The organism is Saccharothrix coeruleofusca (genome assembly GCF_017876325.1).
In the GTDB taxonomy this organism is placed as follows: domain Bacteria; phylum Actinomycetota; class Actinomycetes; order Mycobacteriales; family Pseudonocardiaceae; genus Actinosynnema; species Actinosynnema coeruleofuscum.
Window position 1 is genome coordinate 4,582,408 of the sequence record NZ_JAGINV010000001.1, and the last position, 15,860, is coordinate 4,598,267.

General features: G+C 73.6%; 14 protein-coding genes. 6 read left to right on the plus strand and 8 right to left on the minus strand.

The genetic code is table 11. The features are described from left to right. The first annotated feature begins 104 nt into the window (after positions 1–104). On the plus strand, positions 105–1,553 hold the full coding sequence (locus JOF41_RS20250) for a trypsin-like serine protease (RefSeq protein WP_307867475.1): 1,449 nt from the start codon (positions 105–107) through the stop codon (positions 1,551–1,553). A gap of 21 nt (positions 1,554–1,574) precedes the next feature. Here JOF41_RS20250 and idi read toward each other — a convergent pair whose 3' ends face one another. The 3 genes from idi to JOF41_RS20265 form a co-directional block, all read right to left on the minus strand. Continuing rightward, on the minus strand, positions 1,575–2,156 hold the full coding sequence (idi, locus tag JOF41_RS20255) for an isopentenyl-diphosphate Delta-isomerase (RefSeq protein ID WP_189224737.1): 582 nt from the start codon (positions 2,154–2,156) through the stop codon (positions 1,575–1,577). Between the two features lie 68 nt (positions 2,157–2,224). Continuing rightward, positions 2,225–2,722, minus strand: coding sequence for an AfsR/SARP family transcriptional regulator (locus JOF41_RS38355; protein WP_189224738.1), 498 nt, complete (start codon positions 2,720–2,722; stop codon positions 2,225–2,227). Positions 2,723–2,805: 83 nt separating this feature from the next. After that, a complete protein-coding gene (locus tag JOF41_RS20265; RefSeq protein ID WP_209621157.1) occupies positions 2,806–3,615 on the minus strand; it encodes a nuclear transport factor 2 family protein in 810 nt (269 codons plus the stop codon). Between the two features lie 102 nt (positions 3,616–3,717). Here JOF41_RS20265 and JOF41_RS20270 point away from each other — a divergent pair, with 102 nt between their 5' ends. After that, positions 3,718–4,308, plus strand: a complete 591-nt coding sequence (locus JOF41_RS20270; protein WP_209621160.1) for a TetR/AcrR family transcriptional regulator — start codon at positions 3,718–3,720, stop codon at positions 4,306–4,308. A gap of 51 nt (positions 4,309–4,359) precedes the next feature. Here JOF41_RS20270 and JOF41_RS20275 read toward each other — a convergent pair whose 3' ends face one another. Further along, complete coding sequence (locus JOF41_RS20275) at positions 4,360–5,040, minus strand: dihydrolipoyllysine-residue succinyltransferase component of 2-oxoglutarate dehydrogenase complex (protein WP_209621163.1); 681 nt, start codon at positions 5,038–5,040, stop codon at positions 4,360–4,362. Then, positions 5,037–6,269 carry a hypothetical protein gene (locus tag JOF41_RS20280; protein WP_209621165.1) on the minus strand — a complete coding sequence of 411 codons (1,233 nt, stop codon included), beginning with the start codon at positions 6,267–6,269 and terminating at the stop codon, positions 5,037–5,039. Before JOF41_RS20280 ends, JOF41_RS20275 begins: the two co-directional genes overlap by 4 nt. 77 nt (positions 6,270–6,346) lie before the next feature. On the opposite strand from JOF41_RS20280, the gene JOF41_RS20285 reads away from it, so the two are divergent. The 4 genes from JOF41_RS20285 to JOF41_RS20300 all read left to right on the plus strand — a co-directional run bounded on the left by JOF41_RS20285 (position 6,347) and on the right by JOF41_RS20300 (position 13,103). Beyond that, complete coding sequence (locus JOF41_RS20285; RefSeq protein ID WP_209621168.1) at positions 6,347–7,756, plus strand: SDR family NAD(P)-dependent oxidoreductase; 1,410 nt, start codon at positions 6,347–6,349, stop codon at positions 7,754–7,756. Between the two features lie 213 nt (positions 7,757–7,969). Continuing rightward, on the plus strand, positions 7,970–11,461 hold the full coding sequence (locus JOF41_RS20290) for a TM0106 family RecB-like putative nuclease (RefSeq protein ID WP_209621171.1): 3,492 nt from the start codon (positions 7,970–7,972) through the stop codon (positions 11,459–11,461). Positions 11,462–11,667: 206 nt separating this feature from the next. Beyond that, positions 11,668–12,297 (plus strand): hypothetical protein, encoded by a 630-nt coding sequence (locus tag JOF41_RS20295; protein WP_209621174.1) that lies wholly within the window; start codon positions 11,668–11,670, stop codon positions 12,295–12,297. A 134-nt stretch (positions 12,298–12,431) separates the two neighbouring features. Next, the gene (locus JOF41_RS20300) at positions 12,432–13,103 is read left to right on the plus strand and encodes an LPXTG cell wall anchor domain-containing protein (protein ID WP_189224743.1); all 672 of its coding nucleotides are present in this window, start codon (positions 12,432–12,434) and stop codon (positions 13,101–13,103) included. A gap of 72 nt (positions 13,104–13,175) precedes the next feature. Here JOF41_RS20300 and JOF41_RS20305 read toward each other — a convergent pair whose 3' ends face one another. From JOF41_RS20305 to JOF41_RS20315, 3 genes are read right to left on the minus strand one after another with little or no spacing between them, the layout of a single operon-like run. Further along, the gene (locus tag JOF41_RS20305) at positions 13,176–14,165 is read right to left on the minus strand and encodes a zinc-dependent alcohol dehydrogenase family protein (protein ID WP_189224744.1); all 990 of its coding nucleotides are present in this window, start codon (positions 14,163–14,165) and stop codon (positions 13,176–13,178) included. Beyond that, on the minus strand, positions 14,162–14,962 hold the full coding sequence (locus JOF41_RS20310; protein WP_209621177.1) for a carbohydrate ABC transporter permease: 801 nt from the start codon (positions 14,960–14,962) through the stop codon (positions 14,162–14,164). The genes JOF41_RS20305 and JOF41_RS20310 overlap by 4 nt, the downstream gene beginning before the upstream one ends. Beyond that, complete coding sequence (locus tag JOF41_RS20315) at positions 14,959–15,843, minus strand: carbohydrate ABC transporter permease (protein WP_189224746.1); 885 nt, start codon at positions 15,841–15,843, stop codon at positions 14,959–14,961. The genes JOF41_RS20310 and JOF41_RS20315 overlap by 4 nt, the downstream gene beginning before the upstream one ends. Positions 15,844–15,860 lie beyond the last annotated feature (17 nt).

Sequence of the window (15,860 nt, forward strand, 5' to 3'; positions counted from 1 at the left end):
GAACCGGGATCGGTGCTTTTTCGGGAAGACCTCGCCCGTCGCGCGTTCGGGGATGATCACCACGCTGTTGAACCCGGCAGCAACCTCGAACGTGTGGAGATGTCGTGAGAACCTCAGGCGCGGGCCCCCTGCTGACCGCTCTGTCGCTGGGCGCGGCCGCGGCGGCCGCGCTGGCGTTCACCGGGGTGGTCGGTCCCCCGCGCACCGCCACGACAGCCGCGACCGCCACGACCAGCACCACCACGAGCAAGCCGTCGGTCCACCGCCCGCTCGACCCCGCGGCGGTCAACGACTCGCTGCGGTACCTGGTCCAGACCTTCGGCGTCGATCAGGCGGAGGCCCTGCGACGCCTGGAGCTGCAGCAGGACGCCGTGCGGCTGGACGCCGTGCTGCGCGAGAAGGCGAGCGCGGCCTACGGCGGGATGTGGGTCGACCACGACGCGGGCGGGGTGCTGGTCGTGGCCGCCACCGGGCAGGCGGGCGTCGAGCCCCACCTGGACCTGCTGCCCTCGCGGCAGCACGTGCGCGTGCAGCCGGTGGCCCGGTCGCTGGCCGATCTGACCGCCGTCCGGGACCGCATCGCCGCGAAGGTCGGCACGGGGCCGGAGGCGGCGCACCTGCCCGCGATCAGCGAGCCGGAGAACCGGGTGGTCCTCTGGGCGCGGACCTGGGTCGCCAACCGGATCACCCCGCTCAGCGCCCGCGCGCAGCTGGCCGAGAACGCCCGCCAGGCGGTGGCCGCCGAGGGCGAGGCGGCGGTGGCCAGGAACCTGCCCGAGCCCAGGACCTCGGCGCAGCCCTCGGCAGGCCCCACCGCGTGCGGACCGCTGGCGTGCGCCGCTCCGATGCGCGGCGGGATGCGGCTGGACATCAGGCGCGACAACGGCACCCGCGGCGGCTGCACCAGCGGCTTCAACCTGCGCTCCACCGGCGGTCAGCACCACGGCCGGGCCTGGGTGCTGACCGCCGGGCACTGCACGGTGGGCAAGACCAACAACCGGCCCGTCCAGCACAACGGCGCGGACGTGCTCCAGCAGCACGGCATCGAGGAGAACTCCTACCCCTACGACTACGCCGCCCTGCCTTACGCGGGCGACGCCGCCACCGCCTGGCTGGAAAGCGCGCCGCGGCGCAACCTGGTGCTCGGCTCGAAGGAGGAGCCCATCACGGGCACGCACGCGCTGACCGACATCAAGGCGGGCTGGGTCGTGTGCGCGGCCGGATCGGCCTCCAGCGCGGCGGACTTCCCCGACTCCGTCGACAGCGGCGCGGGCGCGGGCTACTCCCCCGGCACCCGGTGCGGCCGGGTGCTGTCCACCGACGTCGGCATCAACACCGACATCTGCGCCCGCGCGGGCGACAGCGGCGGCCCGCTGTTCAACCAGGCCGACCACACCGCGCTGGGCATCCTGGAGGGCAGCCAGCAGGCCAGGACCGGGGCCTGCCAGCCGGACGAGCGCAACAACTACGTGCCGATCAGCACGGTCCTCGGCGAGCTCGACGCCAGGGGGCAGGGTTCGACCTTCGCGGTGATCACCGCGCCGAACGGCTGACCGCGGGCAGCGGGGAGGGGCTCAGGCGGCCTTCCTGGCGGCGGGCGGCAGGTCGTCCGCGGACCCCGCCCGCCAGGCGAACGGGTCCGGTCCCAGCGCCGCCAGCTGCTCGATCTGCAGCAGGCTCCACGGCGAGATCGGCCGCGTGCCCGCGAGCGCCGCCGGGGCGAACTCCGCCCACGGCACCCACTCCACCGCGTCCACCTCGTCCGGGTTGGGCGTGGGCCGCTGCTCCACCACGCCCCGGAACACCGGGCACATCTCGTTCTCCACCACGCCGTTGTCCATCACCGCGCGGTAGCGGAACGCGGGCAGCACCAGGTCCAGCCGTCCCACCTCGAGCCCCAGCTCGTCGGACAGCCTGCGCCGGACCGCGCTCTCCACGTCCTCGCCGGGGGCCGGGTGCCCGCAGCAGGTGTTGGTCCACACCCCCGGCCACGTCTTCTTGTGCAGCGCCCGGCGGGTCAGCAGCAGCCGCCCCTCCCGGTCGAACAGATAGCTGGAGAACGCCAGGTGCAGCGGTGTTCCCTCGTGGTGCACCGTGGCCTTGTCGGCCGTGCCGATCGCGGTGCCGTTCTCGTCCAGCAGCACTACCTGTTCCACGGGGACAACCCTGCCACACTCCCCGGATCACCGCGCCCCCCGTGTGGGGCGGGTGCTCCGGGCGGTGCTCACCCGCCGAGCCGGGCGCGCAACGCGGCCGCGGCCTCCACGGCGGCCAGGTGCTCGGCCTCCAGCGGGGCGCACAGCCACGCCCGCAGCGGCTCGGCCCCGGTGCCCGCCAGCGGGCTGCCGCGCCACAGCGCCAGCGCCCGCAGGTACAGCTCCCACCGCCGCCCCAGGTCGGCCGTCGCGGCGGCGCGGGCGGTCAGCTCGCGGAAGCGGTGGACGTCCACCTGCTGCGGCATCGCGAGCACCGCGTAGCCGCTGTCCCGGTGCACCACCGGGACGCCCGCCGCCCGCAGCGCCGAGACGTGCACCTGGAGCGTCTTGCGCGCCCGGTAGGGCGGGTGGTCGCCCCACAGCAGGTTCAGCAGGCAGTCGACCGCGACCCGCCTGCCGCACCGCGCGGCCAGCACCGCCAGCACCTGTCCGGGTTTGGGCCGCAGCGGCGTCGCGGGCTCGTCGCCGCGCGCCACCTCCACCGGCCCCAGGATTCGAAACTCCACTCCGACCCCCCAGTCGTCGCGTTGAAGCTCCCCCAACAGTGCCACGCCGCCGTCGCGCCCGCTCCACCCCCCGGCCTTCCCGTTCAGATGTCGCGTCCCAGGGCGGCCGCGGCCGCCGGGATGTCGACGTAATCGCGCAGGTGGGCGATCCGTCCGTCGATCGCGGTGAGCACGACGACGTTGGGCAGCACGAACTCGCCGGTGGTCGCGCTGGTGCCGAGCACCTCCTGCTCGACGACGATCGTTCGCGGATCGGCGGTGTCGTGGACGGCCAGGGTGCGGTAGCGCTGGTACTCCAACGCGTTCGCCCGCCACCCGGCGGCGATCCAGCCCACGATCTCGTCCCGCCCCTCCAGCCGGGACGGCAGGCCGGGGCGGGTGAACGGGAACTCGTGGACCGCGTCGGCCGCGTACACGCGCCTCATGCCGTCGACGGACTGGTTGACGGCTGCTCGGCGCCAGCGATCCAGCACGCCGCGCGGGTCCGCGTCCCGTCCGCCCGGTGCCGCCTGCCTGGCGGTCACCTTGCGGTGGCTGATCCTCCAGCCGCCGGGTTGGCGGGTGACGACGTCGTCGTAGACGACGCTGCCCACCGTCCCGTCGGCGTTGACCCCGATCCCCTTGGAGCGCACCCGCGCCGGCCGGTCGTCGAGCGGGGTGATCACGATGTTGGTGACGTGGTGGCCGACCGGGTTGGCCGCGCCCAGCACGCGCGCGGCCTCGCGGATGGCGGCGATCCCGCGCAGCGAGCCGAAGCCGAGGTCGGTCACGTCGTAGGTGACGTCCGGGGCGAACAGCTCGTCCGCCCGGTCCAGCTCGCCTGCGTCCACGAGGTGACCGTGCAGGTTGATCAGGTCGTGGATGTCGGTCCGGTCGTGCTGGGTGAGCGCCATCGGGCCGCCCCCTCCGAACTCGGGTGGGCCGCGCCGCTAAAATGAGGCACAGTCCGGTTGGTGGCACGGTAACGGACCACGTCCCCGGTTGACAAGGTCGAGGTGATCGCCCTGCCAGACCGAGATCCGCGGCCACCCGCCGGGCAGCCGCGCAGGGCCGACGCCCGGCGCAACCGCGAGCGGCTGGTCGAGCAGGCGAAGGTCGTGTTCGCCGAGTCCGGCGCGGACGCCTCCCTGGACGAGATCGCCCGGCGGGCCGGGGTGGCCAGCGGGACGCTGTACCGCCACTTCCCCACCCGGCTCGACCTCGTCGAGGCGGTGCTGGCCGGGCAGGTGAGCGGGTTGGTCCGGCTCGGCCGCGAACTGCTGACCGACGAGGACGAAGTCGAGGCGCTGATCACGTGGTTGCGCGCGGCGCTGCGGCACGGGCTGACCTACCGGGGCCTGTCGGCAGCGGTGCTGAACTCGGCGCTCGACCGCGACGACGACCCGGTGTCGGCCTGGCACGCGGAGGTGTTCGAGGTGGGGACGGCGCTGCTGGCGCGGGCGCGCCGATCGGGCGCGGTCGTCGCCGACGCGGTCGCGGCCGACGTGCTGAAGATGGTGGGCGCCATCGCCTGGGCCGCACAGGACGACCCCGCACAGGCCGACCGCCTGCTGACCCTCCTGGTGAACGGCCTGCGCCACCCCTGACGGGACCGCGCAGGCGGTCCCGTCAGGGGTGGCGGGCGCATTCGGTCGAGGTCAGTCCGAGTGCCGCAGCACGCTCTCGACCTCGGTGCGGAACGCCTGCACGCCGTCCTCGCCCTCCGGCGCGCCGTGCGCTTCCAGCAGGTGCAGCAGGGCGACCCCGCTGGCCGAGCGCCGGGCGTGGGCGCGGAACCCGAACGCGGCCTCGTAGACCGTCACCGACGTGGCGGCGGCAGCGGCCACGGTGGCCAGGAAGCCCCACAGCGCGCGCCGGTGCGGGTCGGCCACGGCCACCGCGCCCAGCGCCGCGGCACCCGTGTAGAGCAGCACGGACATGAAGGTGGTCCAGCGCCACGCCCTGGCGTACGCGGCCTCGGCCGCTTCGAAGCGGGCCAGCCGCTCGCCGACCCGGTGGCGCAGGTAGGCGCGCAGGAACTGCTCGCGGTGGTCGGCCGCCCTGGCCGCGGCGTCGACCTTGGCCGGGCGGGGCGCTCGCGAACCCGCCTGCGGCTTGGCCGTCGACCGGCGCTTGGCCGGAGCCTCCTCGGTGGGAGTGGCCGCGACGGGGGTCGCCTGTGTCGGGGCGTCCGACTTGGTCCCCGCCCGACGCTTGGGCGGGGCGTCGGGCGTGGTGGCCCGGCGAGCGGCCGAGCGCCGCGTGGCGGGCGTCTCCGCGACCGGCTCCACCGCCCCGCCCTCGACCTCGGCCGCCGTGCTCCTGGTCTGATCGCTCATGACGCGCTCACCGGCTCGTGTCGGTGCCGGGCCACCGCGGTTGCCAACTCCCGCACGCGCTGCTCGCGTTCGGCGTCGTCGGCGGCGGGAGGCGCGGCCAGGTGGTCGAAGTACAGCGCGCGCAGCAGTTCCGCCCTGGTCCGCGCCTCGGCGTCGCCCGCGCCTCGGGAGACCACGGCGAGCACCGCGGCCAGTGCTCCCGAGACCGCGACCAGCACGCCCGGCCACGGCACGCCGCGCAGCCACACCTGCAGCGCGGCGAAGGAGGTGGTGGCGAACCCGGCCGCGATGGCCAGCGCCACCAGCAGCCGCCCGCGCTCCCGCGCCCGCAGCGCCTCCACCTCGCACTCGTGCAGCGCGGGGGCGACCAGCTGGTTGGCCTCGTGGATGGCGTCCGCCAGCAGCGGGTAGTCCAGCACGTAACCGGGGTCCACCACGGGCTGCGCCTCGGGCGCGCGGAAGCGCAGCCGGGGCCACACCGCCAGCGGGGGCACGTCGGCGCGCACCGACGCGCCCGGCTTGGCCCCCAGGACGCGGCGCAGCACCGCCCCCACGCGGTCCGGCCCCTCGTCCAGGTGCACGACGGCGACCTGGCCGCCGCGCAGCAGCACGGGCAGATCGTCGTCCTCCGCCAGCTCGCCGGCGGCGATCTCGTCGGCCAGCCCGCCGGTGCCCGCCAGCACCAGCAGCGGCCGGTCCCGGCCGAGGTGCTCGACCAGCGCGGCGCGGGCGGCCTCGTCGCCGCCGACCAGCAGCGCCAGCGCCGGGCGGCGCTTGCCCGCGACCGCCTCCACCAAGCGGAGCAGCGCGGGCACCTCCTCGCCCCACCGCGCGCCCGGCACCAGCACGGCGGTGTCGTGGTTGGCGTTGAGCCGCACCTCGTCCTGGCTGGGTTCGGCGTCGTCGGCCGCCACCCGGCCGGACGGGGCCACGCCCACCAGCCGGGGCAGGCGCCCCTCCACCGCCTCGGCGGCCAGGCCGACCAGGTGCGCGACACCGGTGTCGGCACCGGCCGTGACCACCGCGGCGCCGTGCCGCTCGGCGGTGACCAGCACCGCGCGCAGCACCGGCAGCAGTGCCGAGGACAGCTCGGTCGCCAACCGCTCACCGGTCGTGCCGAGCACCGCCACGACGGGGCGACCGCGGGGGAGGCGCAGCGACCTGGGCTTGATCTCGGCGTCCGGGTGGGCCAACCGGCGCACCCGCGGACCGCCACCCGCGACTGACATGCGGGGCACCCTAGCGCTGCCTCACGTGAATTTCACCCATCCGGTCTCGAAATACCGCCCAGGTAGAGTTCCGCGTGATGAGCACGACCGAGGACGCGCAGGTGGGGATCGACCCGGCGCTGATGGAGATCACCCTGAAGGTGCTCGCCCAGGTGGACGACCTGCCCACCGAGCACCCCGACGCGGTAGCGATCCGCCGCGCCACGGCGGGCATCTACAAGAGCGTCCGCAAGCGCCGCAAGGCCGCCCGCCGCGAGGCCGTGACCGCCGCCGACCGCGCGGTCATCGAGGCCACCGCCACCGGCTCGCCCACCCGCGTGGACGACGAGACCAGGGGCGTGCTGCTGCGCGAGCCCGCGCCCGGTGAGAAGGCGGGCACCCTGCTGCGGGCCCGGTCCTGCTACACCTGCAAGCGCCGCTACACCGAGGTCGACGCCTTCTACCACCAGCTGTGCCCGCCGTGCGCGGAGCTCAACCGGAGCAAGCGCGACGCGCGCACCGACCTGACCGGCCGCCGCGCGCTGCTCACCGGCGGGCGCGCCAAGATCGGCATGTACATCGCGCTGCGGCTGCTGCGCGACGGCGCGCACACCACCATCACCACCCGGTTCCCGCACGACGCCGTGCGCCGGTTCGCCTCGATGCCCGACAGCGCGGACTGGCTGCACCGGCTGCGCGTGGTCGGCATCGACCTGCGCGACCCGTCCCAGGTGGTGGCGCTGGCCGACTCGGTGGCCGCGGCCGGGCCGCTGGACATCCTGATCAACAACGCGGCGCAGACCGTGCGCCGCTCCCCCGACGCCTACGCGCCGCTGGTGGCCGCCGAGTCCGCCCCGCTGCCCGCCGGGCCGCTGCCGGAGCTGGTGACCTTCGGGCACACCGCCACCGCGCACCCGGTGGCGCTGACCGGCGGGCTGGCCGACACCGTGCCCGCGGTGACCTCGCTGGCGCTGGTGGCCGGGTCGAAGGAGATCGACGCGGGCGGCCTGGTGCCCGACCAGGCGCCGGTGAACAGCTGGGTGCAGCGGGTCGACGAGGTCGACCCGGTGGAGCTGCTGGAAGTGCAGCTGTGCAACAGCACCGCCCCGTTCATCCTGATCTCGCGGCTGCGCGCGGCCATGGCGGCCTCGCCCGCGCGGCGCAAGTACGTGGTCAACGTCTCCGCGATGGAGGGCCAGTTCAGCCGGGGCTACAAGGGCCCCGGCCACCCGCACACCAACATGGCCAAGGCCGCGCTGAACATGCTGACCCGCACCAGCGCCCAGGAGATGCTCTCCGACGGCATCCTGATGACCGCGGTGGACACGGGGTGGATCACCGACGAGCGCCCGCACCCGACCAAGCAGCGGCTGGCCGCCGAGGGCTTCCACGCGCCGCTGGACCTGGTCGACGGGGCCGCGCGGGTCTACGACCCGGTGGTGCGCGGCGAGCGCGGCGAGGACCTGTACGGCTGCTTCCTGAAGGACTACGCACCAGCCCCCTGGTGAGTCCACAGCGGACCCCGCGCGAGTCGCGCGTCCAAGCACCGCGAACCGAGCGTTCGGACACCGCGAACCGAGCGTTCGCGCACCTCGGGTAGTACTCACCGGCCCTCGCGGGCGGGTCGGGTGGTACTTGCGGGCGCGGTGGGGGGAGGATCATCCGCGAAACGCCGATCGGGTTCCCCTGTCCGGGCGAACCCGGCCGCGATACTGCCGGTCATGCTGAGCGCCGACGGCCGTCTGGTCCACTCCCCCGCGGACCTGGTCGACCTGCTGGAGTGCGAGCACCGCAGCACCCTGTCGCTGGCCGCGGCGCTGGGCCTGCCCGGTGCGCCGGTCGGCGAACCGCAGCGCGACACCCTGGCCGCCAAGCACGGCCTGCAGCACGAGCAGGCGATCCTGGAGCGCTTCCGCGAGCGGCACGCCGTGGTGGAGATCCCGCAGCCCGCGCCCACCCACGAGGCGCTCACCCTGGCCGCCAGGCAGACCCGCGAGGCCATCGCCGCCGGGGCTCCGGTGATCTACCAGGGCGTCTTCTACGAGGACGGCTTCCACGGCCGCGCCGACTTCCTGGTCGCCACCGACCGGGGCTACGAGCCGCACGACGCGAAGCTGGCCCGGCACGCCACCCCGGCGGCCGTGGTGCAGCTGACCGCCTACGCGCACGCGCTGGGCGAGCACGCGGGCCCGGCCACGCACCTGCTGCTGGGCGACGGCAGCACCCGCACCTTCCGGGCCGCGGACTTCCTGCCGGTGGTGCGCGACCTGCTGGCGCGGCTGCGGGCCAAGCGGCCCGCCCTGCCCGAGCGGCTGTGGGACGACGAGCGCCCGGCGTGCGCGACCTGCCGGTTCTCCCGGCACTGCGCCGAGGGCCGGGAGCGCGACCGCGACCTGTCGCTGGTCGCGGGCATCCGCGCGGACCAGCGGCGCAAGCTGGCCGCCGCCGGGCTGGGCACCATCGACGCGCTGGCCAACGCCACCGCCACCCAGCGCCCGGCCACGATGTCGCAGGCCACCTTCACCGCCCTGCGCGCGCAGGCCGCGCTCCAGGTCATCCAGGACTCCTCGCGCACCGAGGACGACCCGGTCGGCAAGGTCGCCTACGAGGTGGTCGCCCCGGAGGCGCTGGCCGCGCTGCCCGACCCCAGCCCCGGCGACCTGTTCTTCGACATGGAGGGCGACCCGTACGCGCTGGCGGGCGAGGGCCTGGAGTACCTGTTCGGCGTGGTCACGCCAGAGGAGCGGTTCACCCCCTTCTGGGCGCACACCCGGCCGCAGGAGAAGGAGGCGTTCGAGCGGCTGGTCGACCTGGCCACGGCTCGCGTCGCCGAGCACCCCGGCGCGCACGTCTACCACTACGCGCCGTACGAGGTGAACGCGCTCAAGCGGCTGGCCGCCCTGCACGGCACCCGCGAGGAGGAGGTGGACCACCTGCTGCGCTCGGGCGCGCTGGTGGACCTCTACGCGGTGGTGCGCAAGGCTTTGCGGGTCTCCCAGCGGTCGTACTCGATCAAGTACCTCGAACCGCTCTACATGCCGTCGGCCCGCGCGGGCGAGGTGACCACGGCGGTGTCCAGCATCGAGGCCTACGAGCAGTACCTGGCGCTGGTCGGGGTGGACCCCGAGCGCGCGCGGGAAGTGCTCGACGGCATCGCCGAGTACAACGCCTACGACTGCGTCTCCACCCACCGCCTCTACCGCTTCCTGCTCGACATCCGCGCCGAGGCGGGCATCGCGGCCGAGGCGCCCGAGCCTTCGCTGCTGCGGGAGGTCGAGGACGAGCTGGCCGCGCAGCGCCGGGCCGAGCGCGCCGAGCGGCTGGCCGCGGTGGTCGACCCGCTGCTGGCCGGGCTGCCGGACAACCCGGCCGAGGCCACCGACGACGAGCGGGCGCGGGCGCTGCTGGCCGCGGCGGTCGGCTACCACCGGCGGGAGACCAACCCGGCGTGGTGGGACTTCTTCCGCCAGGTCGCCGCGCCGCTGCCGGACCTGGAGGCGGACAACGCCTGCGCGGTGCCGGTGTCGGTGCGCGCGGAGGACTGGACCATGCCGTCGGGCCGGGTGCGCAAGGCCAAGCGCGAGGTGCGGGCCCGCTGCGACCCGGACCGCCCGCACCCGTTCGCCAAGGGCGACCAGGTGCGCCTGCTCTACCCCGGCACGCCCGCCAACCGCACGCGCGACGCGGTGGTGCTCGACGAGTCGGCCGAGGAGATCCTGCTGCTGGAGAGCGCCTCCGCCGACGAGACCGACGACGCGCGGCCGGTGGCGGTGCTGCCGGGCAGCCCGGTGCGCCCGACGCCCAAGGACGAGGCGGTCTACGACCTGGCCCGCGCGGTCGTGGACCAGCTGCCCGAACTGCCCCCGCACCCCGGCGTGGACCTGGTCCGCCGCACGCCGCCGCGGCTGCGCGTGGACGGCCTGCCGCGCGGCGGCGACGTGATCTCCGACGTGATCGCGGCGGTGGACGCGCTGGACGGCTCGACGCTGGCGGTGCAGGGGCCGCCCGGCGCGGGCAAGACCTACCTCGCCGGGCGGCTGATCGCTCACCTGATCCGCGGCGGTCGCAGCGTCGGCGTCACCTCCACCAGCCACAAGGCGGTGGAGAACGTGCTCACCGCGGCGCTGGCGGCGGGCCGCGAGGCGGGCGTGCCGATCCCGACCGCCAAGCGCGCCAAGGGCACGCCCGCCAAGGACTGCGCGTGGGAGCAGCCCAGGGACAACCCGGCGCTGGTGCGCTGGCGGCACGAGCAGGGCGCCGGGCACCTGGTCGGCGGCACCGCGTGGACCTTCGCCAACGCGGCGCTGCGCGAACAGCCCTTCGACGTGCTGATCGTGGACGAGGCGGGCCAGTTCGCGCTGGCCGACGCGCTGGCGGTGTCCACCTGCGCGCGCAACCTGGTACTGCTGGGCGACCCGCAGCAGCTCCCGCAGGTCGTGCAGGGCACCCACCCGGCGGGGGCGGACGCCTCGGCGCTGGGGCACCTGATCGGCGACGCCGACGTGATCCCGCCGCACCTGGGCTACTTCCTGGACCAGACCAGGCGGATGCACCCGAGGGTGTGCCGACCGGTGTCCAACCTGTCCTACGCGGGACTGCTGCACGCCCACCCCAGCGCCGCGGCGCGCGGCATCGCCGGACTGGAGCCGGGGCTGTACCTGCGCCAGGTCGACCACCGGCACAACACCACCGGCTCGGTCGAGGAAGCCGCCGCCGTGGTGGACGTGGTGCGGTCGCTGGTGGGGCGGCTGTGGACCGACGGCGAGCACGCCCGCGCGCTGGACGACTCGGACATCCTCGTGGTGGCGCCCTACAACCTGCAGGTGCGGCTGGTGCGCCGGGAACTGGAGCGGCACGGCTACGAGCACGTGCGAGTCGGCACGGTGGACCGGTTCCAGGGCCAGGAGGCGCCGGTGGTAATCACCACCATGACCTCCTCGGCGGCGGTCGACCTGCCGCGCGGACTGGACTTCCTGCTCTCGCGCAACCGCTTGAACGTCGCGCTCTCGCGCGCCCAGGCGGTGGCCGTGGTGATCTGCTCGCCGCGCCTGGTCGAAGCCGACATCCGCGACGTGGAGCAGCTGCGGCTGGTCTCCGGCATGATCGGCCTCATCTCCGAGGCTGTGCCCATGGCCGCTGCTCCGCAGACGGCGGCGAGGCCGCCTGGAAGTCGGCCCATCGGGACGCGTTTCGCGGAAAATCGAAAAGCGTGATTTTCCGCGAAAGGCATCCCGACAGGCCGACGCGGCCTCGCGTGGGGGTTGGGGCGCGGGAGAGATGAGGGGGTTGGGGGTGAGTGAAGGGTGAAGGGCGGTTTTGTCACCTGAATGGAGTAGCGATTGAGGTGAACGGTGTCGGGCGGGTGTCCGTATAGGGGGTTGCGGGTCCCGCCGTAGCACCACTTCGCCCAGGAGTCGTCATGCTGCTCGCACGAGCCGCGGCCGTGGCCGCGGTCATCGCGGCCACGTGCCTGGCCACCACCGCTCCCGCCGCCGCGCACACGCCCGCGCTGAAAGCCGGGTGCGCGGACGGGCGCGCGGTGCTCTCGGTCGAGCTGCGCGACTACGACGGCAGGCGGGCCAATCGGGTCCGGGTGGACGACGGCGGGGAGTCCATTGAGGACCGTTCCTTCCGCTCGCACTTCCGGCGCGCCTACACCGGGTCCGGGGACGCGGTGCGCGCGTTCACCGTCACCGTGCGGGCGTGGGACGATCCGAAGTGGTCTCGTGGCTGGTCGTTCCACCGCGAGCTCACCACCCCCGTCTGCGCGGCGCCTGCCGCCGCGGCACCGGTTGCGGCGACCACCACGACGGCAGCCGTGACCACAGTGGTCGAGACGACGACGGCTGCGTTAACGACGACAACCACGCCGCCGTTGACGTTCGTCTGGCCGACCGCCCGGCTCACCGCGTCCGTGGTTCCGGCGGCGGCCGACCGGGATCTGCCCGACACCGGCGCGGACGTGGTCGTGCCGCTGGCGGTGGCACTGCTGGTGCTCGCGGGCGGAATCACCGTCCTGGTCGTCCAGCGCAGGCGGATCAGGGGCTGATGTCCGTTTCGGCGTCGCCGAGATCACGGATCGGCAACAAGCGAATCGCACCTTGTCGCTTGCCCGATCGGGAACGCGACCTTTCCCCTATATGGTGAGCCAGTTCTCCTCAGCCCTTCCCTCAGGAGCATTTCATGCAGTTCGCACGCACCGTGGCCGCGTCCGCGGGCATCGCCGCCGCCGTCGCGATCACGGGCCTGTTCACCGGCACGGCGTCCGCCCACAACAAGGACCTCAAGGCCGCCTGCGTCGGTGAGAAGACCGTGCTGTCGGTGAACCTGACCCAGTACAGCAGGCAGGACAACGGCCTGGAGATCACCGACAACGGTCAGCAGATCGAGAAGAGAACCTTCCGGTCGGACTTCAAGCAGAGCTACACCGTCGCGGGCGATGTCGCGCACACCTTCGTGGTCAAGGTCAAGGCCACCGACGGTGACCAGTACTCCTTCACCAAGGAGCTGAAGACCCCGGCTTGCGTCAAGCCGGTGCCCACGACGACCACCACGACCACCACCACGGCGGTCACCACCACCACGACGACGGCGGCCACCACCACCACGACGACCGAGGAGCTGCCGCCGACGACGACCACCACCGAGTCGACCCCGGTCGAGTCGACTACCACGACCACCGAGGCCGCCCCGACCAGCACGACCACGACGGTCTCCCCGGTCCCGGTGGCCAACGAGGACGAGCTGGCCAGCACCGGCGCCAGCGTCCTGGTGCCGCTGCTGATCGGCGGCGGCCTGCTCGGTGGCGGTGCCGCGCTGCTGATCGTGATGCGCAGGCGCGCGAGCAACAGCTGACCCGACGCGGAACGGCCCCCGCGGCGCCTTCGGGCGCGGCGGGGGCCGTTTCGTCGCAACGGGGCGGGATTCCTACGGCAGGACTTGGATCTTGCGGCCCTGACCGGCCTGGAACATGCCCAGCGCGTCGGCGTAGTCGGCCAGCGGCAGGCGGTGGCTGATGAACACCTCCGGGTCGAGCACCCCGGTGGCGAACAGGTCCGCGGCCCGCTCGAACGAGTGCAGCACCGCCATCGAGCCGGTGATGGTGATCTCCTGGTTGTAGATCTTGTAGGGCTCGATGGTGACCCGCGCGGCGTAGTCGGACACGCCGAACTGGAGGAACGTGCCGCCCTTGGCGACCCGCCCCAACCCGTCCTGGATGGCGTGCGCGTTGCCCGTCGCGTCGATCACCAGGTCCCAGCCCTCCGGCCGGTCCAGCTCGTCGGCGGAGGCCGCGGTGGCGGTGACGCCCAGCAGCTGCGCGGTCTTCAGCCGCTCCTCGTTGAGGTCGACCACCTCGATGCTGGCCGCGCCGGTGAGCTTGCCCAGCTGGAGCATCATCAGCCCCATGGTCCCGGAGCCGTAGATCAGCACCCGGCTGGCCATCCGGGAGCGCAGCACGTCGTACCCGCGCACCGCGCACGACAGCGGCTCGATCAGCGCCGCGTCCTCGGTGCGCACGTGGTCGGGCAGCTTCACGCAGTTGGCCACCGGGGCCAGCGCGTACTCCGCCGCGCCACCGCTGCGGCTGACGCCGATGGCGTTCCACCGCGCGCACAGGTTGTTGCGGCCCGACCGGCAGTAGCGGCACTCGTTGCAGTACAGCGACGGGTCCACGGCGACCCGGTCGCCGACCGCGACCTCGGTGACCTCGGAGCCGATCTCGACCACCACGCCCGCGAACTCGTGGCCGGGGATCACCGGCAGGGTGGGCGCGAACTCGCCCTGCAGGATGTGCAGGTCGGTGCCGCACAGCCCGCAGGCGGCCACGTCCACCACGACCTCGCGCGGGCCGGGAGCCGGGTCGGGCACCTCGGCGACCTCGACCTCGCCGACGGCGCTGATCACGGCTGCTCTCACTTCACGGCTCCCAACGACAGGCCCTGGACCAGCTTGTCCTGGGCGGCGAACCCGGCGATGAGCACCGGCAGCGACACCACCGTCGCCGCGGCGCAGACCTTGGCCAGGAACAACCCCTGGCTGGTGACGAACCCGGTGAGGTAGACCGGGGCGGTGCCCGCGACCACGCCGGTCAGCACGCGGGCGAACAGCAGCTCGTTCCAGCTGAAGATGAAGCAGATCAGGGAGGTGGCGGCGATGCCGGGCATGGCCACCGGCGCGACCACCCGGCGCAGCGTGGTCACCAGGCCCGCGCCGTCCAGCGCCGCGGCCTCCAGGATCTCCTTGGGCACCTCGGCCAGGAACGACCGCATCAGCCACACCGCGATCGGCAGGTTCATCGACGTGTAGAGCACGGCCAGGAACGAGATGTTGTCCAGCAGGCCGCTGTACTGGGCGACCAGGTAGATCGGCAGCAGGCCCGCCACCACCGGCAGCATCTTGGTGGACAGGAAGAAGAACAGCACGTCCGACCACTTGTCGACCTTCTTGATCGACAGCGCGTAGGCGGCCGGGATCGCCAGCAGCAGCACCAGGACGGTGGAGCCGACGCTGGCGCTGAGCGAGTTGATCAGCGGCGGCCACGGGTTGGAGTCGAAGAACTCGCCGTAGCTGTCGAAGGTGATCGGCGCGGCCAGCGACGGCGGGTTGGTCGCCGCGTCAGGCTCGCTGTGCAGCGAGGTGAGCACCATCCAGGCCACCGGCGCGAAGAACAGCAGCCCGGAGAACCAGGCCAGCACGCCCCAGACGCGGCTCATGCCCGTCCCTCCTCGCGCAGCAGCGACGACACCACGCGCAGGGCGAACGTGGCGATGATGATCGAGCCGACGACCACCACGACACCGGCCGCGGACGCCTGGCCGTAGTCGTGGGCCTGGTAGAAGGTCTGGTAGATGGTGTAGGGCAGGTTCGCCGTGCCCAGGCCGCCCGAGGTGATCGTGAAGACCGCGTCGAAGTTCTGCACGATGTAGATCGACCCGAGCAGCGCGCCCAGCTCCAGGTACTGCCGCAGGTGCGGCAGGGTCAGGTGGGTGAAGATCTGCCAGGACGAGGCGCCGTCGATGCGCGCGGCCTCCACCGCGTCCTGCGGCCTGCTCTGCAGGCCCGCCAGCAGGATCAGCATCATGAACGGGGTCCACTGCCACACCAGCGCGGCCTCCACCGCGGTCAGCGGCATCCCGCTGATCCACTCCGGCTGCGGGGCGCCCTCGCCGAACAACCAGGTGAGCGCGCCGTTGAGCAGGCCGTACTCCGGGTTGTAGAGGGCGTGCTTCCACAGCAGCGCGGCGGCCACCGGGACCACCAGGAACGGCGCGATGAGCATGGTGCGCACCAGGCCGCGCCCCGCGAACTTGCGGTCCAGCAGCAGGGCCAGCCCCAGGCCCAGCAGCAGGCTCACCAGCACCACGACCACGGTCAGCACGACCGTGGTGCCGATGGCCGAGCGCAGGTCCGGGTCGGTGAACACGGCCACGTAGTTGTCGACGCCCGCGAACCCGCGGTTGCGGGGGTCCAGCGAGTTCCACCGCATCAGCGAGATCACCAGCGTGGCCACGAAGGGCAGCTGGGTCACCGCGATGGTGAAGATCAGGGCGGGCAGCAGCGGCGCGCGCCTGGCCCAGCGCGCCGCCGCGTTCACGACTTCCTCCGGATGGG